General features: G+C 60.6%; 19 protein-coding genes. 9 read left to right on the top strand and 10 right to left on the bottom strand.

The genetic code is table 11. The annotated features are described in order from the left end of the window. Window positions 1–126 precede the first annotated feature (126 nt). From leuS to holA, 3 genes are read left to right on the top strand one after another with little or no spacing between them, the layout of a single operon-like run. On the top strand, window positions 127–2754 hold the full coding sequence (leuS, locus tag ACQ5BM_RS29250) for a leucine--tRNA ligase (RefSeq protein ID WP_429818842.1): 2628 nt from the start codon (window positions 127–129) through the stop codon (window positions 2752–2754). Next, the gene (gene lptE / locus ACQ5BM_RS29245; protein ID WP_429818840.1) at window positions 2741–3274 is read left to right on the top strand and encodes an LPS assembly lipoprotein LptE; all 534 of its coding nucleotides are present in this window, start codon (window positions 2741–2743) and stop codon (window positions 3272–3274) included. Before leuS ends, lptE begins: the two co-directional genes overlap by 14 nt. 11 nt (window positions 3275–3285) lie before the next feature. After that, window positions 3286–4320, top strand: a complete 1035-nt coding sequence (gene holA / locus ACQ5BM_RS29240) for a DNA polymerase III subunit delta (protein ID WP_429818838.1) — start codon at window positions 3286–3288, stop codon at window positions 4318–4320. Between the two features lie 196 nt (window positions 4321–4516). On the opposite strand, the gene ACQ5BM_RS29235 is transcribed toward holA, so the two are convergent. The 8 genes from ACQ5BM_RS29235 to hemE all read right to left on the bottom strand — a co-directional run bounded on the left by ACQ5BM_RS29235 (window position 4517) and on the right by hemE (window position 13606). Beyond that, window positions 4517–5407 carry a ParB/RepB/Spo0J family partition protein gene (locus ACQ5BM_RS29235; protein WP_429818836.1) on the bottom strand — a complete coding sequence of 297 codons (891 nt, stop codon included), beginning with the start codon at window positions 5405–5407 and terminating at the stop codon, window positions 4517–4519. Between the two features lie 35 nt (window positions 5408–5442). Then, window positions 5443–6237, bottom strand: coding sequence for a ParA family protein (locus ACQ5BM_RS29230; protein WP_429818834.1), 795 nt, complete (start codon window positions 6235–6237; stop codon window positions 5443–5445). A gap of 15 nt (window positions 6238–6252) precedes the next feature. Further along, on the bottom strand, window positions 6253–6894 hold the full coding sequence (rsmG, locus tag ACQ5BM_RS29225; RefSeq protein ID WP_429818832.1) for a 16S rRNA (guanine(527)-N(7))-methyltransferase RsmG: 642 nt from the start codon (window positions 6892–6894) through the stop codon (window positions 6253–6255). Beyond that, window positions 6891–8774: a tRNA uridine-5-carboxymethylaminomethyl(34) synthesis enzyme MnmG gene (gene mnmG / locus ACQ5BM_RS29220; protein ID WP_429818830.1), complete on the bottom strand. Its 1884-nt coding sequence runs from the start codon at window positions 8772–8774 to the stop codon at window positions 6891–6893. The genes rsmG and mnmG overlap by 4 nt, the downstream gene beginning before the upstream one ends. 100 nt (window positions 8775–8874) lie before the next feature. Then, window positions 8875–10203: a tRNA uridine-5-carboxymethylaminomethyl(34) synthesis GTPase MnmE gene (mnmE, locus tag ACQ5BM_RS29215; RefSeq protein WP_429818828.1), complete on the bottom strand. Its 1329-nt coding sequence runs from the start codon at window positions 10201–10203 to the stop codon at window positions 8875–8877. A gap of 372 nt (window positions 10204–10575) precedes the next feature. Next, window positions 10576–11841: a transcription termination factor Rho gene (rho, locus tag ACQ5BM_RS29210; protein WP_089044254.1), complete on the bottom strand. Its 1266-nt coding sequence runs from the start codon at window positions 11839–11841 to the stop codon at window positions 10576–10578. Between the two features lie 194 nt (window positions 11842–12035). Next, complete coding sequence (hemJ, locus tag ACQ5BM_RS29205) at window positions 12036–12578, bottom strand: protoporphyrinogen oxidase HemJ (RefSeq protein ID WP_429818826.1); 543 nt, start codon at window positions 12576–12578, stop codon at window positions 12036–12038. After that, entirely contained in the window at window positions 12575–13606 is a 1032-nt protein-coding gene (gene hemE / locus ACQ5BM_RS29200) for a uroporphyrinogen decarboxylase (protein ID WP_429818824.1), read from the bottom strand. Before hemE ends, hemJ begins: the two co-directional genes overlap by 4 nt. Before the next feature lie 407 nt (window positions 13607–14013). On the opposite strand from hemE, the gene ACQ5BM_RS29195 reads away from it, so the two are divergent. The 5 genes from ACQ5BM_RS29195 to dnaQ all read left to right on the top strand — a co-directional run bounded on the left by ACQ5BM_RS29195 (window position 14014) and on the right by dnaQ (window position 17721). Next, complete coding sequence (locus tag ACQ5BM_RS29195) at window positions 14014–14835, top strand: pyruvate, water dikinase regulatory protein (RefSeq protein WP_429818822.1); 822 nt, start codon at window positions 14014–14016, stop codon at window positions 14833–14835. A gap of 143 nt (window positions 14836–14978) precedes the next feature. Beyond that, on the top strand, window positions 14979–15578 hold the full coding sequence (locus ACQ5BM_RS29190) for a Maf-like protein (protein ID WP_429818819.1): 600 nt from the start codon (window positions 14979–14981) through the stop codon (window positions 15576–15578). Then, window positions 15571–16428: a shikimate dehydrogenase gene (locus ACQ5BM_RS29185; RefSeq protein WP_429818817.1), complete on the top strand. Its 858-nt coding sequence runs from the start codon at window positions 15571–15573 to the stop codon at window positions 16426–16428. The genes ACQ5BM_RS29190 and ACQ5BM_RS29185 overlap by 8 nt, the downstream gene beginning before the upstream one ends. Further along, complete coding sequence (coaE, locus tag ACQ5BM_RS29180; protein WP_429818815.1) at window positions 16428–17024, top strand: dephospho-CoA kinase; 597 nt, start codon at window positions 16428–16430, stop codon at window positions 17022–17024. The genes ACQ5BM_RS29185 and coaE overlap by 1 nt, the downstream gene beginning before the upstream one ends. Continuing rightward, complete coding sequence (dnaQ, locus tag ACQ5BM_RS29175; protein WP_429818813.1) at window positions 17017–17721, top strand: DNA polymerase III subunit epsilon; 705 nt, start codon at window positions 17017–17019, stop codon at window positions 17719–17721. Before coaE ends, dnaQ begins: the two co-directional genes overlap by 8 nt. Window positions 17722–17783: 62 nt before the next feature. Here the strand turns inward: dnaQ and secB are convergent, their stop codons facing one another. Beyond that, window positions 17784–18287: a protein-export chaperone SecB gene (gene secB, locus ACQ5BM_RS29170; protein WP_429818811.1), complete on the bottom strand. Its 504-nt coding sequence runs from the start codon at window positions 18285–18287 to the stop codon at window positions 17784–17786. Window positions 18288–18457: 170 nt separating this feature from the next. Next, window positions 18458–18964, bottom strand: coding sequence for an FxsA family protein (locus tag ACQ5BM_RS29165; RefSeq protein WP_429818809.1), 507 nt, complete (start codon window positions 18962–18964; stop codon window positions 18458–18460). 235 nt (window positions 18965–19199) lie between these two features. On the opposite strand from ACQ5BM_RS29165, the gene ACQ5BM_RS29160 reads away from it, so the two are divergent. Continuing rightward, window positions 19200–19904, top strand: a complete 705-nt coding sequence (locus ACQ5BM_RS29160) for a Tim44/TimA family putative adaptor protein (RefSeq protein ID WP_429818888.1) — start codon at window positions 19200–19202, stop codon at window positions 19902–19904. Window positions 19905–19914: the final 10 nt, after the last annotated feature.

Raw genomic sequence — 19914 nt, 5'->3', positions numbered from 1 at the left:
TCCGCCAAAGTGTCGCGGCAAACCCTTCAAAAACTTGACCGTCAGGCGGTTTCGTGGTGAAGGTCACCCCAACTATCATGAGGCGCGCGCCGATGCGCCGCAGAACTTCCGGAACATCAAAAAGACATGTCTAGCGAACGATACAATCCGCGTGATGCCGAGCCCCGTTGGCAGCAGGAATGGGAAAAGAACGCGGTCTTCCAGACCGAGAACGACGATCCGCGCGAAAAGTACTACGTGCTCGAGATGTTCCCCTATCCGTCGGGCCGCATCCACATGGGCCACGTGCGCAACTACACCATGGGTGACGTGGTGGCGCGCTACAAGCGTGCCCGCGGCTTCAACGTGCTGCATCCGATGGGCTGGGACGCCTTCGGCATGCCGGCCGAAAATGCCGCCATGGAACGTGGCGTGCATCCGGCAAGCTGGACCTACCAGAACATCGCCTCGATGAAGGCGCAGCTCAAGGTCATGGGCCTGTCGCTCGACTGGAACCGCGAATTTGCGACCTGCGACCCCGCCTACTACCAGCGCCAACAGCACCTGTTCCTGGACTTCCTGGAGAAGGGCCTCGTCTACCGCAAGCAGTCGAAGGTCAACTGGGACCCGGTCGACAATACCGTGCTTGCCAACGAGCAGGTGATCGACGGCCGCGGCTGGCGGTCGGGCGCACTGGTCGAACAGCGCGAACTGACGCAATGGTTCTTCCGCATCACCGACTTCAGCCAGGAACTGCTCGACGCGCTGGACACGCTGGATCAGTGGCCCGAGAAGGTGCGCCTGATGCAGAAGAACTGGATCGGCCGTTCAGAAGGCCTGTCGCTGCGTTGGGAACTCGTGAACGGTACCGCTGGTGACGCGACCGAGCTCACCGTCTACACCACTCGTCCGGATACGCTCTTCGGCGCCTCCTTCCTGGCGATCGCAGCCGACCATCCGCTGGCAAGGCAGGTGGCAGCCACCAATCCGGAGGTCGAGGCATTCTGCGAGGAATGCCGCCGCGCCGGCACGTCGCTTGCCGCGCTGGAAACGGCAGAAAAGAAGGGCATGGATACCGGCATTCGCGCCAAGCACCCGCTCGATCCGAGCTGGGAGCTGCCGGTCTACGTCGCCAACTTCGTGCTGATGGATTACGGCACGGGCGCCATCTTCGGCTGCCCCTCCGGCGACCAGCGCGACCTTGATTTCGCCCGCAAATACGACCTGCCGGTCGTCCCTGTCGTCATGCCGAAAGACGGCGATGCCGCGACCTTTGCGATCGGCGACGAGGCCTATATCGGCGACGGCGTAATGATCAACTCGCGCTTTCTTGACGGCCTGTCGACGGAAGAAGCCTTCGAGACGGTCGCCTCGAAGCTGGAAAAGGAAACGTTCAACGGCACGCCGCGCGCCGAGCGCAAGGTGAACTTCCGGCTGCGCGACTGGGGCATTTCGCGCCAGCGCTATTGGGGCTGCCCGATCCCGGTCATCCATTGCGACGACTGTGGCGTCGTGCCGGTTCCGAAGGCCGATCTGCCTGTCGTGCTGCCGCCGGACGTCACCTTCGACAAGCCGGGCAATCCGCTCGACCGTCACCCGACCTGGCGCCACGTCGCCTGCCCGCACTGCGGCAAGGATGCCCGGCGCGAGACGGACACGATGGACACTTTCGTCGACTCGTCCTGGTATTTCACGCGCTTCACCGCACCCTGGGAAGACAATCCGACCGATCCCAAGGCCGCCAACCACTGGCTGCCGGTCGATCAATACATCGGCGGCATCGAACACGCGATCCTTCACCTGCTCTATTCGCGCTTCTTCACCCGCGCCATGAAGGCGACCGGCCACGTCGCCCTCGATGAGCCGTTCAAGGGTCTGTTCACCCAGGGCATGGTCGTGCACGAAACCTATAGCCGCGGCGAGGGCGCCCAGCGCGAATGGGTTACGCCGGCTGAGATCCGCATCGAAGAGATCGACGGACGCCGCCGCGCCGTGCTGCTGGAGACCGGTGAGGAAATTGCCATCGGCTCGATCGAGAAGATGTCGAAGTCGAAGAAGAACGTCGTCGATCCCGACGACATCATCGCTTCCTACGGCGCCGATACGGCCCGCTTCTTCGTTCTCTCCGATTCGCCCCCGGATCGGGACGTCATCTGGTCGGAAGCCGGTGTCGAGGGATCGCATCGCTTCGTCCAACGCGTGTGGCGTCTGATAAGCGAGGCGGCCGAAAATCTGCGCGTGATCGACGCCGCACCGGCGTCTGAAGGAGAAGCGCTTGCCGTTTCGCAGGCCGCTCACAAGACGCTGCGCGCCGTCGAGGCGGATTATGACAAGCTTGCCTTCAACAAGGCCGTGGCGCGCATCTATGAACTGGTGAACACGCTTGCCGCGCCGCTGACCCAGGTTGCCGCCGGCAAGGCGGATGCTGCACTCGCTGGTGCCGTAAAGGACGCCACGACGATCCTGATCAACCTGATCGCGCCGATGACACCGCACCTTGCCGAGGAATGCTGGCGCGAAATCGGCGGCGAGGGGCTGATTGCGGAACGCGGCTGGCCGGCTTTCAGCCCGGCGCTGGTCGTCGAGAACGAAATCACCCTTCCGGTGCAGATCAACGGCAAGAAGCGCGCCGATTTGACAATCGCCCGCGATGCGGATCAGAGTGCGATCGAAAGCGCCGTCCTGGCGCTTGATGCCGTCAAGACTGCGCTCAACGGCAGCAGCCCCAAGAAAATCATCGTCGTGCCCCAGAGGATCGTCAATGTCGTTGTCTGATAGAGCTGGCTCCCGCATTCGGTCGATCCCGGTGCTGGCAGGTGTTCTTTTGCTGACCGCGCTCGCCGGCTGCCAGGTCAGGCCGCTTTATTCCGATCCTGTCGGCACGTCGACGGCATTGGCGGCCATCGAGATCTCCGATGCCGACGACCGCGTAGAACAGGAAGTTCGCAACGCCCTGATCTTCCTTGTGGCGGGCGGGCAGGGCGAACCGGTAAACCCGCAGTATCACCTGGCACTTGAGGTCACGACCCGCGCCATGGGCGTGCTCTATGACCAGGACAAGGACCGAGTAGACCGGGCCAGCGCCGGCCGCATCGTCGTCAAGGCGGACTATAACCTGACGAAGATCGGCACGGGCGAGACAATCAAGTCCGGCAATCGTACGGCAGTCGCGCTCGTCGACTTCCCGGTCCAGGAATTTGCCAAGTTGCGCGCCGTCCGCGACGGCGAAAACCGCGCAGCAAAGGAACTGGCCGAGCTGATCCGGGCTGATATCGCCGCGGCCCTCAGCCGCTAGTCGGTGTCGGGATGAGCGAAGTCAAGTCGCACGAATTCGACTCCTTCCTCCAGAAGTCCGCCGGGGTCTACCGGCTGTTCATTCTCTACGGGCCCGATCGCGGGCTCGTCTCAGAGCGCGCCTCCGCGCTCGCCGCGCGTAGCGGCGTGCCGCTGGATGATCCCTTCGCCGTCCTGAAACTCGATGTCAGCGAACTGACGCAATCGCCGGGCCGGCTGCTCGATGAGGTCAATTCCATCGGCCTCTTCGGTGGTGATAAGCTCATCTGGGTACGGGGTGCCGCCAACGAGAAATCGCTCGTCGACGCGATGCAGCTTCTGGCCGCCGAACCGCCGTCCGGAAGCTACGTGATCGTCGAGGCCGGTGACCTGAAGAAAGGTGCCGCACTCCGCAAGATCGGCGAAACGGCCCGCTCTGTCGCCTGCATCGCCTGTTACAGCGACGACATTCGCGGCCTCCAGGCCTTGATCGACAAGGAACTCGGCGACGAGAAACTGGGAATCACGCCGGCCGCCCGTGGGCGCCTGCTGGAGGCACTTGGCGGTGATCGTCTGGCGTCACGCAACGAACTGCGCAAGCTCGCCCTCTATTGCCGCGGCAAGACGGTGGTCGACGAGGAGGACGTGCTCGACATCGTCGGCGACGCCAGCGCCATTTCCGTTGACGACGCGGTCGACGCCGTGCTGAAGGGCGATCTCGACGGCCTGCTGCACGCGATGCAGAAGATCACCACGTCGAAAACACCGGCGTTTCTGGTGCTGCAGGCCTGCCTAAGACAGTTCCAGCAGCTCGACGTGATGCGCGCCGAAATGGATGCCAGTCGCCAGCAAGCAGGGCAGGTGATTGCCACGCTCGGCCGCGGTCTGCATTTCCGGCGCAAGCCGATCGTCGAAGCCGCCTTGAAGCAATGGACGGCGCCGGCGATACGCCGTGAACTCAATCGTCTTCAGACGACGATCTTTCAAAGCCGCAGCCGCGCCAGCCTGGAAGAAAGCCTGGTCTTGCAGAATCTCATGGCGATCGCCGTGCAATCCGCACGGCGCTGATGCGGTTGACGCAAAGGGAACTGAGCCCTGACGCAGTCGCTCGGTTCCATAACTTCCTAACCGGCAATTATGCCCCCACGGAAGCTCCCGACGAAGCCGAGTAAGACAGAAAGATTAAGTGAATCAATAGATTAAGGCGCGCCTTTATGTACAGGGCGCGCCTTTTTGGTAGTTCTGAAAGTGCCGCTTGAAGCGCTCACCGGCGCTCGAGCAGGCGGCAAATTTCCTCAAGCTGATCGAGCGTCTTGTAAGCGATGCGAAGATGGCCGCCAGACGCCTTGTGGTTGACGGTGACCTCGAGCCCGAGGCTATCCGACAGGGTGCGTTCCAACGCCAGCGTATCCGCATCCTTTTCGTCGCGGCGCGCTGTCTTGCCGAAATTCGGATCGTTCTGCGCGCGGATATCGTTCTGGGCCATGCGCTCGGCATCACGCACCGAAAGCCCCTTGGCGACGATTGTCCGGGCCAGCGTCGCCGGATCCGACGTGGGAATGAGCGCCCGCGCATGACCCGCGGAAAGCGTACCCTCAGACAGCATGTCGCGTACCGGTTCCGGCAGTTTCAGCAGCCGCAGGCTGTTGGCGACGTGACTGCGGCTCTTGCCGATGATTTCGCCGAGATCGTTCTGCGTATAACCATGCTCGGCAATCAATTGCTCATACCCAAGCGCCTCATCAAGCGGGTTGAGGTCCGAGCGCTGAATGTTTTCGACGATGGCGATCTCCAGCGCCGTCCGATCATCGACGTCGCGAATGATAACCGGAATCTCGGTGAATCCGGCTAACTGTGCGGCCCGCCAGCGGCGTTCGCCGGCGATGATTTCGTATCGGTCGACACCAATGGTGCGGGCGACAACGGGCTGAACGATGCCGTGCTGGCGAATCGAATTGGCGAGATCCTGGAGTTCGGCCTCATCGAATTGACGGCGCGGGTTGCGCGGGTTGCGCGCCACGAACTCAATCGGTACCCGCCGATCCGGGTTGACCGGGGCAGGGGCTGCGCCGCCACTTTGCAGCGGCTGATCCATCTCACCGATCAACGCCGCCAGTCCGCGCCCAAGCCGTCTCTTCGAGCTATCGTCGTTCATATTGTCACCCGATTTAAATTACGCCACCGAAATGATTATGCCGCCTTGCGCTGGCGCTCGCGCTGAATCACTTCCGATGCCAACTGCAGATAGGCCTGGCTTCCGGCACATTTCAGATCGTAGAGGATCGCAGGCTTGCCGTAGGATGGCGCCTCCGAAACGCGAACATTGCGCGGGATGAGCGTGTGATAGACCTTGTCGCCAAGATGGGTTCTGACATCGCTGACGACCTGCTGGGCGAGGTTGTTGCGCGAGTCGAACATCGTCAGCACGATGCCCTGGATATCCAATGACGGGTTTACGGATCGGCGAACCTGGTCCACGGTTTCCAGCAATTGGCTGAGACCTTCCAATGCGAAGAACTCGCATTGCAGCGGCACCAGCACGGAATGCGCGGCCGCCATGGCATTCATCGTCAGCAGATTGAACGACGGCGGGCAATCGACGAGCACATAGGAATACTCCATCGCCGCCGGGCTGACCAAAGCCTTGCGCAGCCGGAAAACCCGATCCGCCTGCTGCGAGATCTCCATCTCGACGCCGAGAAGATCCATCGTCGAAGGCACGATCGAGAGGTTCGGGACGGCGGTTTGCTGCGCAATCTCGCCGATCCCATGGGATCCCATCATCAGCTCGTAGGACGAGAGGTTTCGATCCCGCCGCTGAATACCCAAACCGGTGCTGGCATTGCCCTGCGGATCCAGATCGACGATGAGGACGCGCTCGCCGATCGCCGCCAAAGCGGTAGCCAGATTGATGGCGGTCGTCGTTTTACCGACTCCACCCTTCTGATTTGCGATTGTGATGATCCGATTTCTTGCGCCAAACATATTTCCGCTCGCCGATCACTGAACCTTGCGTGACAGATTTGCGATCTCGAGCACAACAGAATCCGGCTCGACGACGCTTGGATGTTTTACCAGATCGAATTGATAGCGGCCAACGGCTTTGTCGATTTCACGCTGGTAATCCCGCCCTTTGTGGAAGTAGGCGACCGTTTTGCACTCATCGGCCAGCAACCACGGCGCCGAATAGTCGAGTAACAGCGTCAAATCGGCCAATGCGCGCGCTGAAACTGCGTCTGCCTGCGGAATCACCTTTCCAGCTTCTTCGATCCGAATCGGATGAACGGAACCACGTGCGCCCGTTTCGGCCAAAGCGACTCGTAAAAATGCGGCCTTCTTGTTGTTGCTTTCGACGAGATGCACCCAGCCGTCAGCGAACTCCGAGAGATAGATCGCCGTAATGACACCCGGAAAGCCGCCACCGCTGCCCAGATCGACCCAGGTCTTTGGCTCGGGCGACAGTTGCGCAAGCTGCAGGCTGTCAACGATATGACGGCGCCACAGATCCTCGATCGTGGAGGGCGCCACGAGATTGATCGACTTCGCCCATTTCTGAAAGAGGCGGGCAAAATGCTCCAGGCGTTCATTCGTTTCACGTGAAACACGCAGTCCGTTCAACACATCGACGGGACTCGTTTTCATTGTGCACTTGCCTTTTCTTCGCGTTCTACGGTTCCGTTCTGGCGCTTCAACCAGGCGAGAATCAGCGACGCCGCGGCCGGGGTCATGCCGTCGACTTTCATCACCTGCGCCAGATTTCGCGGCACCTGCTGCTTCAGCTTCTGCTTCAGCTCATTGGACAAGCCCGACAGTTTGTCGAAGTCAAAGCCGTCGGGAATGACCAGGTCTTCCTCCCGACGAATGCCGGCTATGTCCGCCGCCTGACGGTCCATATAGACGGCGTAGGCAGCATCAATCTCCAGCGCCTCGACTACCCGCGGGCCAATCGACGACAGTTCCGGCCAGATCGGCAGCAGGGCAGCGATCGATTGCTCCGGATAGGAGAGGATCTCAAAGGCAGTGCGCCGCTGGCCATCCTGGTTCAGCTTGAGGCCATGGCGATTGCCTTCCGCCGGTGTCACCGAAAGGCTCTTCAACAGCTCCCGGCCGTCATCGAACTGAGCGCGCCAGTCGACAAACCGATCACGGCGCGCGTCGGAGATGCAACCGAGCTCCATCGCCAACGGTGTCAGACGCGCATCGGCATTGTCGGCGCGGAGCGACAAACGATACTCCGCGCGAGACGTAAACATGCGATAGGGCTCAGTGATGCCGCGCGACGTCAGATCGTCGATCATGACGCCGATATAGGAATTCGTGCGGCTGAAGATCACCTCTGGCCGACCGGTCGCAAGCAAAGCAGCATTCAAACCTGCGACCAATCCTTGCGCGCCAGCTTCCTCGTAGCCGGTCGTTCCGTTGATCTGCCCCGCCAGGAACAGACCAGGCATCTTGCGCACCGCCAGTGTCGCATTCAATTCACGCGGATCTACATGGTCATACTCAATGGCATAGCCGGGCTGCAGGATCGTCACATTCTCCAACCCGGGAATCGTTCGAATGAACGCCTCTTGGATATCGGCAGGCAGCGACGTCGAAATCCCGTTCGGATAGATGGTGTCATCGTCGAGGCCCTCCGGCTCCAGGAAGATCTGATGACCGTCACGCTCGCCAAAGCGAACGATCTTGTCTTCGATCGACGGGCAATAGCGCGGACCGACACCTTCGATTTGACCCGAATACATGGCCGACTTGCCGATATTGTCGGCGATGATCTTGTGCGTCGCCTCCGTCGTGCGCGTCACACCGCAATCAATCTGGCGGTTCGATATGTGGTCGGTCATGAAGGAGAAGGGCACAGGATCCTCGTCCGGCCCCTGCCTCCCGACACGATCCCAGTCGATCGTGCGTCCATCGAGACGTGCCGGCGTGCCGGTCTTCAAACGGCCGAGCTTCAGACCATAGCGCAGCAGGGTCCCGGAAAGACCAACCGATGGTTCTTCGCCAACGCGGCCGGCCGGGATCTTTTGATCGCCAATGTGGATCAGACCCTTCAGGAAAGTGCCAGTCGTCAAGACCACGGACTTTGATACAAACGAGCGCCCGTCCTTCATCACGACGCCGCTGACTTTTCCGCCGGCCTCGACGAGGTCGAACGCATCGCCCTCGATAACACTGAGATTGGCGATGGCGGCGATCTCGCGTTGCATGGCTTCGCGATAGAGGCGCCGGTCAGCCTGGGTGCGCGGACCTCGAACAGCGGGGCCCTTGCGCCGGTTGAGGAGGCGAAACTGAATGCCGCCAGCGTCGGCGACGCGGCCCATCAGGCCATCCATCGCGTCGATCTCTCGCACCAGATGACCCTTGCCCAATCCACCGATCGCCGGGTTGCAGGACATTACGCCGATGGTCGACGCCTTGTGGGTAATCAATGCAGTATTGGCGCCGAGACGCGCAGCCGCTGCTGCCGCCTCGCAGCCCGCGTGGCCGCCGCCAATGACGATGACGTCATACTGGATCATTGTTCATATCTCCAAGCCAGCAGCGCTTCGCGCCGGCACGAATCGTTTCACGTGAAACACAACGAAGGACTCGCAAACGTTGCATCGTTGTTTCCACAGACTATTTTCCGATACAGAATTCGGAAAATATCACATCCAAAAGGTTCTCGACATCCACCCGGCCGGTAATTCGCCCGATGGCATCCCCTGCAAGACGAAGCTGTTCAGCTCGGATGTCGAGACCATAATGCTCCCCCGCCAAGCTCGCTTCGATCGCCCGCAGCGCTTGCCGCAGGCTATCGACATGGCGGCGCCGCGACGGCAAAGCGAGTGCGGTCCGGCCGCTGAGGTCGGGTAGATGTCTGGCGATCGCATCCAATAGGCGATCCATGCCTTCACCCGTCCTGGTCGAGATGAAAACGTCGGCCGCATCGGGAGACCACCGCCGGTCCGGCTGATCGATCTTTGTTGCCACTCGCAAGACGGGCATGCCGTCAGCGGCAATTTCGGACAAAGACTCAAAACCGCCCACGGACTCCGACAGGAGGAGGATCAGATCCGCCCGCTCGATAACTTCTCGTGCGCGACGGATACCCTCTTGCTCGACGCGTTCGTCGGTTTCACGCAACCCCGCGGTGTCATAGAGTTTGACGGAGAATCCGGCTAATGAAAGGTCGACCGAGAGCACGTCGCGCGTGGTCCCGGCGATCTCCGTGACGATGGCGATATCCCGCTGCGCCAGTGCGTTGAGCAAACTCGACTTGCCGGCGTTCGGCTCGCCCGCGATGACGATCTTCAACCCGTCGCGGATGATCTCGGCGAGCGGCGCATCAGCGATGTGGGCAGCGATCTCCTGTGCCAGTATCTGCATGTCCTGCCAGATGCGGTCGCTCACCGAACCCGGCACATCATCCTCGTCGGCAAAATCGAGTTCGGCCTCAATCATCGCCCGCGCATGCGTGAGGCGTTTCGCCCAGGCCGCGTACACCTTCGATTGCCCGCCGCCCGAATGTTCGATCGCCAGGCGGCGCTGCATTTCGGTCTCGGCAACGATCAGGTCGGCGAGGCCCTCGACTTCCACCAAGTCCAGCTTGCCGTTCTGGAAGGCGCGCCGCGAAAACTCGCCCGCTTCGGCGTGGCGCAAGCCCTCGAATTGGGAGAGCTCTTCGAGCAAGGCGTTCACCGCGGCGCGGCCGCCATGGATCTGAAACTCGGCGCAATCCTCGCCGGTGAAGGAGGCAGGTCCGCGAAAATAGAGAACAAGGCCGCTATCGATCACAAGACCGTTGCGGGTCCGAATCGATTTGAGTGTCGCTGTTCGCGGCAGCGGCACGTCGCCGCACAATGCCTGTAGGACCGCCGCAGTGTGCTGGCCGCTGACACGCACGACCGCGACGCCAGCGGGCAGGGCCCCGCTGGAAAGCGCATATATCGTGTGCATCGCTGTCATTGGCTCACCTGAAATACCACGAAAGCCGCCTATGCGCTTCGCTGGTCGAAACAATAGGGATCATCGAAGTTCGGGACCGGATCGTTTCACTTCGCGGAGCAGGCTCACGCGGAACGAAAACTGTATCTCAACGGGTCGGGGGGAGCTTATGCCGAAACGGCGTTGAAATATCAAGGTGCTGCTACGCGCGTGTTGCATGGCATCGGCATGTTTCACGTGAATCAGCCGGAAACAATCGCGGCATCGAGATCCAGATGATCCGGATTGTTGCGAAGCCGAATCGATATCTGTCGTGAATCCGGCTAAGCTTTTCGGAAAACAAAACCGGCCGAGTAGGTCGGCCGGTCTCTGATATCGGATATCGACCGCGTCTTAGGTGTTCATCGAGTCGAAGAAGTCGCCGTTGTTCTTCGTCTGCTTGAGCTTGTCGATAAGGAATTCGATCGCGTCGGTCGTACCCATCGGCGCCAGAATGCGGCGGAGTACGAAGATCTTCTGCAGATCCTGGCGCGGCACCAGCAGGTCTTCCTTACGCGTACCGGACTTGAGGATGTCCATCGCCGGGAAGATGCGTTTGTCGGCGACCTTGCGGTCGAGCACGATTTCCGAGTTACCGGTACCCTTGAATTCTTCGAAGATGACTTCGTCCATGCGGCTGCCGGTATCGATCAGCGCGGTCGCGATGATCGTCAGCGAGCCGCCTTCTTCGATGTTACGGGCAGCACCGAAGAAGCGCTTCGGACGCTGCAGGGCATTGGCGTCGACACCGCCGGTCAGGACTTTGCCCGATGACGGAACAACCGTGTTGTAGGCGCGGCCGAGGCGGGTGATCGAGTCGAGCAGGATGACGACGTCGCGGCCATGTTCGACAAGGCGCTTCGCCTTTTCGATGACCATTTCGGCAACCTGGACGTGGCGGGTTGCCGGCTCGTCGAAGGTCGATGAAACGACTTCGCCCTTTACCGAGCGCTGCATGTCCGTCACTTCTTCCGGACGCTCATCGATCAGGAGAACGATCAGATAGCATTCCGGATGGTTGGCGGTGATCGAATGGGCGATGTTCTGCAGGAGAACAGTCTTACCGGTGCGCGGCGGTGCGACGATCAGGCCACGCTGGCCCTTGCCGAGCGGCGCCACCAGGTCGATGACGCGGGCCGAGAGGTCCTTCGACGTCGGAACGTCGAGTTCCATCTTGAAGCGCTCGTTCGGATAGAGCGGTGTCAGGTTGTCGAAGTGAACCTTGTGACGGATCTTTTCCGGATCGTCGAAATTGATGGTGTTGACTTTGAGCAGGGCGAAGTAGCGTTCGCCTTCCTTCGGTCCTCGGATCGGACCCTCGACGGTGTCGCCGGTCTTCAAGGAGAAGCGGCGGATCTGGGAAGGCGAGATATAGATGTCGTCGGGACCGGGAAGGTAGTTTGCATTCGCGGAACGGAGAAAGCCGAACCCATCCTGCAGGACTTCAACGACGCCTTCACCGATGATTTCGATGTCCTGTGCGGCAAGCATCTTGAGGATCGCGAACATCAGCTCCTGCTTGCGCATCGTGCTGGCGTTTTCGACCTCGAGCTCCTCGGCAAAGGCGAGCAGATCGGTCGGCGTCTTGTTCTTGAGTTCTTGTAGCTTCATTTCAGCCATGAAGGATCCATGTTTGGTATGGGTAATGGAGAGATGGCGAGTATTCGTTGGGGAGCTGCGGCTGGAAGAGGCAGGCTCTTGTCTTTGTCACAAGCCATGAAGAGGAGATGGCAGAAAATAGCGATTCACGTGAAACCCCGCAAGGGGCTGTCGCAAATTAGAAACGACTATTGCAAACCACAAATCGATTAAATTCAGAACGGCTTCACCACGACCATGATCACGATGAGAATCATCAGCAGTGTCGGGGCCTCGTTCATCAGCCGCCAATAGCGCGCATCGTGCTTGTTTTCGTCACGCTGGAACTCGCGAACGGCTCGGCTGAAGCGCATGTGGACACCCGTCAGCAGCACCACGAACAGGAGCTTGGCATGCAGCCAACCGCCCTGGAAGCCGTAGACGCTCCAGGCGAGGTAGAGCCCGAGCACCCAGGAGATCATCATCGCCGGGTTCATGATGACCTTCAGGAGCCGCATCTCCATCATCTTGAAGGTTTCCGACTGCGCCGAGCCCGGCTCGGCGTCCGTGTGATAGATGAAGAGGCGTGGCATGTAGAGAAGGGCCGCCATCCAGGACATGACTGCGATGACGTGCAGCGCCTTGATCCAGAGATAGAGATCATCCGGCTGCCAGACGAACAGACCGACAAGGAGCGCCGCGAAAGCGCTGAGCGCAATTGCTGCCCTTAGCCGAGCCCTGTTGCCGGGCGCCTGATCGGTCTGCTTCTCCGCCATCATTTCGCTCCGCGGACCCGGGCAACCAGCGCCGACACGTGATCCGGATCGGCCTGCGGCGTGATGCCGTGGCCGAGGTTGAAGATCAGTGGTCCATGGCCAAGCGCATCGAGAATACGGTCGATGCCTTCCTCGAGCGCCGTGCTGCCCGCAACGACCCGCATCGGATCGAGGTTGCCCTGCACCGGCCCCTCCTTCTGCAGATCTTTCGCGAAGGAAAGCGGCACGGTCCAGTCGAGGCCGATGGCATCGGCGCCCGTCGCCTGGCGATAGGTCTTCAGCAACTGACCGGCGCCTTTCGCAAAGGCGATGATCTTCGCGTTCGGCCGTTGCGCCCGGACCGAAGCGATCATCCGCCGAACCGGCTTGACGGCATAACGGGCGAATTCCGCCTCGCCGAGAACCCCCGCCCAGGAATCGAAGATCTGCACCGCATCGGCGCCGGCGTCGATCTGCCGTACGAGATAATCGGCCGAGACATCCGCAAGGAAAGACAGCAGATGATCGAAGGCTTCCGGGTTGCGGTAGGCAAAGAGACGAGCAGGAGCCTGGTCCGGTGTTCCGTGTCCGGCGATCATATAGGTCGCAACCGTCCAGGGAGCGCCACAGAAGCCGAGCAGCGTCGTTTCTCCGGGGAGTTCGGCCCGCAACCGCGATACCGTCTCGAAGACGGGCTGGAGGTGCTCAGCGATGCCCTCAGGCTTCAGGCGAAGGATGCCGTCGACATCGATCGGATCCATTCGCGGCCCATGACCTTCCTCGAAGCGCACATTGCGTTTCAGAGCATCCGGGATGACCAGGATATCGGAGAAGAGAATGGCGGCATCGAAAGCATATCGACGGATCGGCTGCAGCGTCACCTCGACTGCGAGATCCGGCGTGTAACAGAGATCGAGGAAGCTTCCGGCCTTAGCCCGCGTTGCCCTGTACTCCGGCAGGTAGCGGCCGGCCTGGCGCATGAGCCAGATCGGAGGAGGAGACACCGTCTTCCCTGCCAAAACCTCCAGAACCTTTCTGCGCGTTTCGGTCACGGATCATCTCTCCCAATCTAAAATCAAAGATATTTAGAAGGTTTCTATTTCTTAGAGTCGGTGGGTATCAAGGATTAAAACAACCCACCAACTTGTCCACGGTTGCGGATCGGGATGACGTGCGCCGGGACAACAACCGTGCCATCTGAAGAAACAGTGCAGATAGGCGAATAAAGGCCTTTTGATTCAGTCGATTAGCGGAACAGAGATTTTGGCCAGGCTTGTGGACAAACGGTTGATACGCGTGACACTTTGTCATCGCCGCGAGTCTTTTCCACATTTGCCGCGGAGCATTTTCCGCGGCTGCACCAATTGTGAATAAGTCGGCTGTTTTCCACTTGCCTGGATCGGCACCGCGTCGTTAGCTGTCCTTCATCCCGGCTTATCAACAGCACCAGGAGAATTGCGTGGAGAACAAGAAAAACTACTTCCACCTTCACCTGATTTCGGACTCGACCGGCGAGACTCTGATCGCCGCTGGGCGCGCCGCCGCCGCTCAATTTCAGAGCTCTCATGCGCTGGAACATGTCTATCCGCTGATCCGCAACCGCAAACAGTTGATGCAGGTTCTCGACGCGATCGATGGCGCGCCCGGCATCGTGCTCTACACGATTGTCGACCGGGAACTCGCCGATGTCATCGACCGGCGTTGCCGCGATATGGGCGTCCCCTGTGTCTCGGTGCTCGACCCGATCATCGACCTCTTCCAGTCCTATCTGGGATCGCCCTCGCGCCGGCGCTCCGGCGCCCAGCATGTGATGGATGCGGAATATTTCGCCCGTATCGATGCGCTCAACTTTACGATGGACCACGACGACGGTCAGCTGCCTGCCGATTTCGACGAGGCCGATGTCGTTCTCGTCGGCATCAGCCGGACATCGAAGACGCCGACCAGCATCTATCTCGCCAACCGCGGCATCAAGACCGCCAACATTCCGATCGTCCCGGGCGTGCCGTTGCCTGACAGATTGATGGAGGCGACGAAGCCGCTCGTCGTCGGTCTGATCGCCACCGCCGACCGCATCTCACAAGTGCGCCAGCACCGGGTGCTCGGAACGACGCAAGGGTTCCACGGCGATCAATATACGGACAAGGCCTCGATTACCGAGGAACTGAAATATGCCCGGTCACTCTGCGCCCGCAACAATTGGCCGGTCATCGATGTTACCCGCCGTTCGATCGAGGAAACAGCGGCCGCTATCGTTGCCCTGCGTCCGCGTCTGCGTTAGAGCGGGATGAGGAAAAGTGTTTGCGGTCTTCCGCCCGCCATCCCGCTCTCACTTTTAAAAATCGATCACGTTTATGATTTTGGGTCGAGCCGACCCCAAAATCACGTGATCTACCCGAATCGAACAATACGGGAACCTGCTTGATGAATCCTTTGCTCGTCCTGGCCTCGGCAAGCCCGTTTCGCCGTGCGCTCCTGGAAAATGCCGGCCTCGTTTTCGAGGCGAAGGCAGCCAAGATCGATGAGCGTGCGCTGGAAAAGCCGCTCGAAGATGCCGGTGCTGCGCCCGAAACCGTGGCGCTCGCGCTGGCGGAGGCAAAGGCGCGCGACGTTATCAGGCATTTTGACGACGCGCTGGTGATCGGCTCGGACCAGACCATGTCCTTGGAAGCGCGGGTCTATCACAAGCCGAGGGACATGGCGGAGGCGGCGCAGCATCTGCTCTCGCTGTCGGGCAAGACCCATCGCCTGAACAGCGCCATCGTGCTTTTACGCGGCGAGGAGGTTGTCTGGCGGCACGTCTCTTCCGCTCATATGACCGTGCGGCCGCTGACGGCAGACTTCGTCAGGCGCCACCTGGAGCGTGTCGGCGAAAAGGTACTTTCGAGCGTCGGCGCCTATCAGCTGGAAGGCGAGGGGATCCAGCTCTTCGAAAAGATCGAGGGCGACTATTTCACCATCCTCGGTCTTCCGATGCTGCCGCTGCTCGCCAAACTTCGTGAACTGGGAACGATCGATGCGTGATTCACGTGAAACATTTGTTAACCACGCCTTCGTCACCGGCTACCCGATCAAGCATTCCCGGTCGCCTCTCATCCACGGCTATTGGCTGAAACAGCTCGGTCTGCCCGGCAGCTACCGCGCCTACGAGGTCAAGCCGGACGATTTCGCCGCCTTCATTGCAAGCCTCAAGGACGGAACATCCGGTTTCTGCGGCGGCAATGTCACCATCCCGCACAAGGAACTCGCCTGTCGCCTGGCGGATAGACCCGATGAGCTGAGCCAGGAGCTCGGCGCCGCCAATACGCTATGGGTTGAAGATGGAGAGGTTCGCGCCACCAACACCGATGGCCGCGGCTTCGTTGCCAATCTCGATGAGCGGGCCGTCGGCTGGGACAAGACGTCGACCGCCGTTGTCCTCGGCGCCGGCGGCGCCAGCCGCGCGATCATCCAGGCGGTCCGTGATCGCGGCATCAAGACGGTCCATGTCGTCAATCGGACGATCGAGCGGGCGAAGGAGCTCGCCGATCGTTTCGGACCGTCGGTCGAAGCGCATCCTATGGGTGCGCTCAAGGAGGTGATGGCGGGCGCAGGCCTGTTCATCAACACCACTTCCCTTGGCATGGATGGCAGCGAAGCGCCGGCGATCGATTTCGGCGTCATGGCTTCCAGCGCCGTCGTGACGGATATTGTCTATGTTCCGCTGAAGACGCCGATCCTGGCCCAGGCGGAGGCGCAAGGTTTCGCGATCGTCGACGGCCTGGGCATGCTTCTGCATCAGGCCGTGCCCGGCTTCGAGCTCTGGTTTGGCTGTCGGCCGACGGTCGATGCCGCGCTTCGACAACTCATCATCGATGACATGGAAAGGCACTGATGATTATCCTCGGTCTGACAGGATCGATCGCCATGGGCAAGTCGACGACGGCCCAGATGTTCCGTGATTTCGGCGTTCCGGTGAACGATGCCGACGAGGTCGTGCACGAACTTTATCGCGGCGAGGCGGCTGCGCCGGTCGAGGCGGCCTTTCCCGGAACGACGAAAGACGGCGAGGTCGATCGCGCCGAACTGTCGCGCCAGCTCATGGAGGCGCCTGGACGGCTGCCCGAACTTGAGGCCATCGTCCATCCGCTCGTGCGCAAAAAGGAGCAGGAGTTCCTAACGAAGAACGCGGCCGCGCCTTTTGTCGTCCTGGATATTCCGCTGCTGTTTGAAACGGGCGCGGAAAAGCGGGTCGACCGCGTGGTGGTGGTCACCTGCTCGGCCGAACTCCAGCGCGAAAGAGCGTTGAAGCGCCCGGGAATGACCGAGGAAAAACTCGCGATGATCCTTGCACGGCAGGTGCCGGACAGCGAAAAGCGTAAACGCGCCGACTACATCATCGATACCAGCGACAGTTTCGACGTCACCCGCGGCCAGGTGAAGGCCGTCGTCGACGAACTCGCAGCCAACAACGGAGACACGGATGCGTGAGATCATCTTCGATACGGAAACGACGGGCCTCGACAATCGCGAGGACCGCGTGATCGAAATCGGCGGTGTCGAACTCGAAAATCAGTTTCCGACCGGCCGCACGCTGCACATCTACATCAATCCCGGCAGCCGCAAGGTTCACCCGGATGCGCTCGCCATCCACGGCATCACCGACGAATTCCTGAAGGACAAACCGCCCTTTGCCGATGTCGTCGACGAGATCCTCGATTTCTTCGGAGATGCGCGTTGGGTCGCGCACAACGCCACCTTCGACATGGGTTTCGTCAACGCCGAGTTCGCCCGTCTGGGATTGCCACCAATCGCCGTCGATCGGGTGACGGACACCTTGGCGCTTGCTCGCCGCAAGCACCCGATGGGGCCGAACTCGCTCGATGCGCTTTGCCGTCGTTACGGCATCGACAATTCACACCGCGCGAAACACGGCGCTCTTCTCGACTCCGAACTGCTTGCCGAAGTCTATATCGAGATGATCGGCGGTCGGCAGGCTGCGCTCGGCCTTGTCTCGACGAAATCGGCGGGGCAGTCGATCGAACTCGACGATGCGCCGATCGTCATCAGTCAGCGTCCGCGTCCGCTGCCGAGCCGGCTGTCGGAGGACGATCTTGCGGCGCACGCTGCGCTGATTGCGAAGATCGGCGCCAAGGCGATCTGGGCAAAATACGAACCCCAGGAATAACAGGCATCAAAAAAGCCCGGCGTGAGAGCCGGGCTTCTTTGTTCCAGCGTTCTGGAATTCGATCAGTTCGCGGTTTCGTTCGAGTTCGAAACCTGGGCACGGACCTTTTCTTCGGCCATGCGCTGCGCGAACATCTGCGCGAAGTCGATCGGGTCGATCATCAGCGGCGGGAAGCCACCGTTGCGGGTCGCGTCGGCAACGATCTGGCGCGCGAACGGGAACAGCAGGCGCGGGCACTCGATGAAGAGCAGCGGCAGCATGTGCTCCTGCGGGAAACCGGCAACGCGGAAGACGCCGCCATAGGCCAGCTCGACGTTGAAGAGAACACGTTCGCCGTCCTTGGCTTCGGCATTCAGCGACAGAACGACGTCGAAATCGTTCTCTGCGAGCGGGTTGGCGTTGACATTGACGTTGATGTTGATCGACGGCGCCTTGTCACGAGCCTGCAGCGAACGCGGAGCGCCCGGGTTTTCGAAGGAAAGGTCCTTGATATACTGGGCGAGGATGTTCAGCGACGGGCTCTGCTGCGCGCTGCCGTTGCCGTTGGATGCGGTATCAGTCGTCATAAGGGTTCCTCGACATCAATTCGGTGAGGCCATCTAGCATTTCGGCCTAGGGCTTACAACCCTGCGGACCCGGCGCGTTCGGCCGGAAGCGTGTGCCTATGCTCCAAACCGAGAAGCCGGGAATATGCTCCAGAATGTGGGCGACGGAGTGCCGTTTGCGCATTTTTTGGTTAGGGGCGATGGCGATCGCCATTTTGCGGCGGATCCTCGTCGTCCGTCCGCGAGAATTCGCCTTCGTCGAGGTCGATCACGCGTGGCGAGGGCCGTGGCTCGCGCGGGTCGTTTTGTGGGTACCAGTTCGCCCCGGATGCCGCGGTCACGATCGTCATCCGCTTGCGCAGGTAGGCGGCCACGCCGTTCCGGACAAAGGGCAGAAACAGGAGGAGCCCGATCACGTCGCTGACGAAGCCCGGCACGATGAGCAGGATCGCTGCGACGAACAGCAAGGCGCCGCCGATCACCTCCCGGCCCGGATCGCTGCCGGTGCGGGTGGCATCCTGCATCCTGCGGATGACAGTAAATCCCTGGACTCTGAGCAGGATCACACCCACAAATGCGCTTGCAAGCACCAGAAGCAGCGTCATCAAAAGCCCGATCTCTCGGCCGACGACGACGAAACCGGCGATCTCGGCGAGCGGGAGCCCGAGGATGAGGAGGGGAATAAGAAATGATCGCATCAATGCTGCCCGAAAATGAAACCTGGTATCACATCCCCTTCTACCGCATGTTTCCTCAAATCGTCTCCGATATCAGGCAAAAGCATGCAGCAACTCTGAAGTACCACAGCGATCTTTGTGCATCTTAAAAGACGCGCGGCGCCGTAAGAGTGCGGACATCGCCATTTGAATGATCTATTCTTGCGGACTATATGGAAATAGCCACGAGAAAATCTAACAGCGGTTCCGGGTGGAAATGGGCTCCTTCGACTTCATCACGTTTTTTTTCCTGATCGCCGCGGTGGTCATTTTCCTGCAGCTGCGCAGCGTCTTGGGCCGCCGGACAGGGAACGAGCGGCCGCCGTTCGATCCCTACTCGCCGCGTGACATGAGCCAGGGGCCGGAAAGCGGCGACAAGGGCAAAGTCGTACAGTTGCCGCGACGCGAGAACGCGGACGAAGAAGCGGGGCGATACGAATCGATCGATACCTTCGCCAAGGCGGGTACGACACTGAATACCCAGCTTCGATCGCTGAGCGACGCTGATCCGAGCTTCGATCCCAAGGAATTCGTCCACGGCGCCAAGATGGCCTACGAGATGATCGTCATGGCTTTTGCTGACGGCGACCGCAAGACGCTGAAGAACCTGCTTTCCCGCGAGGTCTATGAAGGCTTCGACGCGGCGATCACCGACCGCGAGCGCAAGGGCGAAGTCGTCAAGTCCACCTTTGTCGGCATCGACAAGGCGGACATCATTCACGCCGAAGTGAAGGACAGCGAAGAAAACATCACGGTGCGCATCGTCAGCCAGCTGATTTCGGCGACCTATGACAAGCAGGGTGGCCTGATCGACGGCGATGCCGAGTCGGTTGCCGAGGTCAACGATCTCTGGACCTTTGCGCGCGACATCCGTTCGCGGGATCCAAACTGGAAGCTAATCGCCACCGAATCCGAAAACTGAGCGGGCGGGG

The organism is Ensifer sp. B1-9 (assembly GCF_050474445.1).
Classification (GTDB): Bacteria; Pseudomonadota; Alphaproteobacteria; order Rhizobiales; family Rhizobiaceae; genus Ensifer.
The sequence above is the reverse complement of the archived record's forward strand: the minus strand, read 5'-3'. Positions and strand labels throughout refer to the sequence as shown.

Excerpts from the sequence above, each read along its gene's own strand:
- ACQ5BM_RS29165 (WP_429818809.1), bottom strand. The coding sequence starts at position 18,964 with ATGCGATCATTTCTTATTCCCCTCCTCATCCTCGGGCTCCCGCTCGCC.
- ACQ5BM_RS29190 (WP_429818819.1), top strand. The coding sequence starts at position 14,979 with ATGAATCCTTTGCTCGTCCTGGCCTCGGCAAGCCCGTTTCGCCGTGCG.
- rsmG (WP_429818832.1), bottom strand. The coding sequence starts at position 6,894 with ATGAAAACGAGTCCCGTCGATGTGTTGAACGGACTGCGTGTTTCACGT.
- lptE (WP_429818840.1), top strand. The coding sequence starts at position 2,741 with ATGTCGTTGTCTGATAGAGCTGGCTCCCGCATTCGGTCGATCCCGGTG.
- coaE (WP_429818815.1), top strand. The coding sequence starts at position 16,428 with ATGATTATCCTCGGTCTGACAGGATCGATCGCCATGGGCAAGTCGACG.
- mnmG (WP_429818830.1), bottom strand. The coding sequence starts at position 8,774 with ATGATCCAGTATGACGTCATCGTCATTGGCGGCGGCCACGCGGGCTGC.
- rho (WP_089044254.1), bottom strand. The coding sequence starts at position 11,841 with ATGGCTGAAATGAAGCTACAAGAACTCAAGAACAAGACGCCGACCGAT.
- mnmE (WP_429818828.1), bottom strand. The coding sequence starts at position 10,203 with ATGACAGCGATGCACACGATATATGCGCTTTCCAGCGGGGCCCTGCCC.
- secB (WP_429818811.1), bottom strand. The coding sequence starts at position 18,287 with ATGACGACTGATACCGCATCCAACGGCAACGGCAGCGCGCAGCAGAGC.
- ACQ5BM_RS29235 (WP_429818836.1), bottom strand. The coding sequence starts at position 5,407 with ATGAACGACGATAGCTCGAAGAGACGGCTTGGGCGCGGACTGGCGGCG.
- dnaQ (WP_429818813.1), top strand. The coding sequence starts at position 17,017 with ATGCGTGAGATCATCTTCGATACGGAAACGACGGGCCTCGACAATCGC.
- ACQ5BM_RS29160 (WP_429818888.1), top strand. The coding sequence starts at position 19,200 with ATGGGCTCCTTCGACTTCATCACGTTTTTTTTCCTGATCGCCGCGGTG.
- hemJ (WP_429818826.1), bottom strand. The coding sequence starts at position 12,578 with ATGATGGCGGAGAAGCAGACCGATCAGGCGCCCGGCAACAGGGCTCGG.
- ACQ5BM_RS29230 (WP_429818834.1), bottom strand. The coding sequence starts at position 6,237 with ATGTTTGGCGCAAGAAATCGGATCATCACAATCGCAAATCAGAAGGGT.
- leuS (WP_429818842.1), top strand. The coding sequence starts at position 127 with ATGTCTAGCGAACGATACAATCCGCGTGATGCCGAGCCCCGTTGGCAG.
- ACQ5BM_RS29185 (WP_429818817.1), top strand. The coding sequence starts at position 15,571 with ATGCGTGATTCACGTGAAACATTTGTTAACCACGCCTTCGTCACCGGC.
- holA (WP_429818838.1), top strand. The coding sequence starts at position 3,286 with ATGAGCGAAGTCAAGTCGCACGAATTCGACTCCTTCCTCCAGAAGTCC.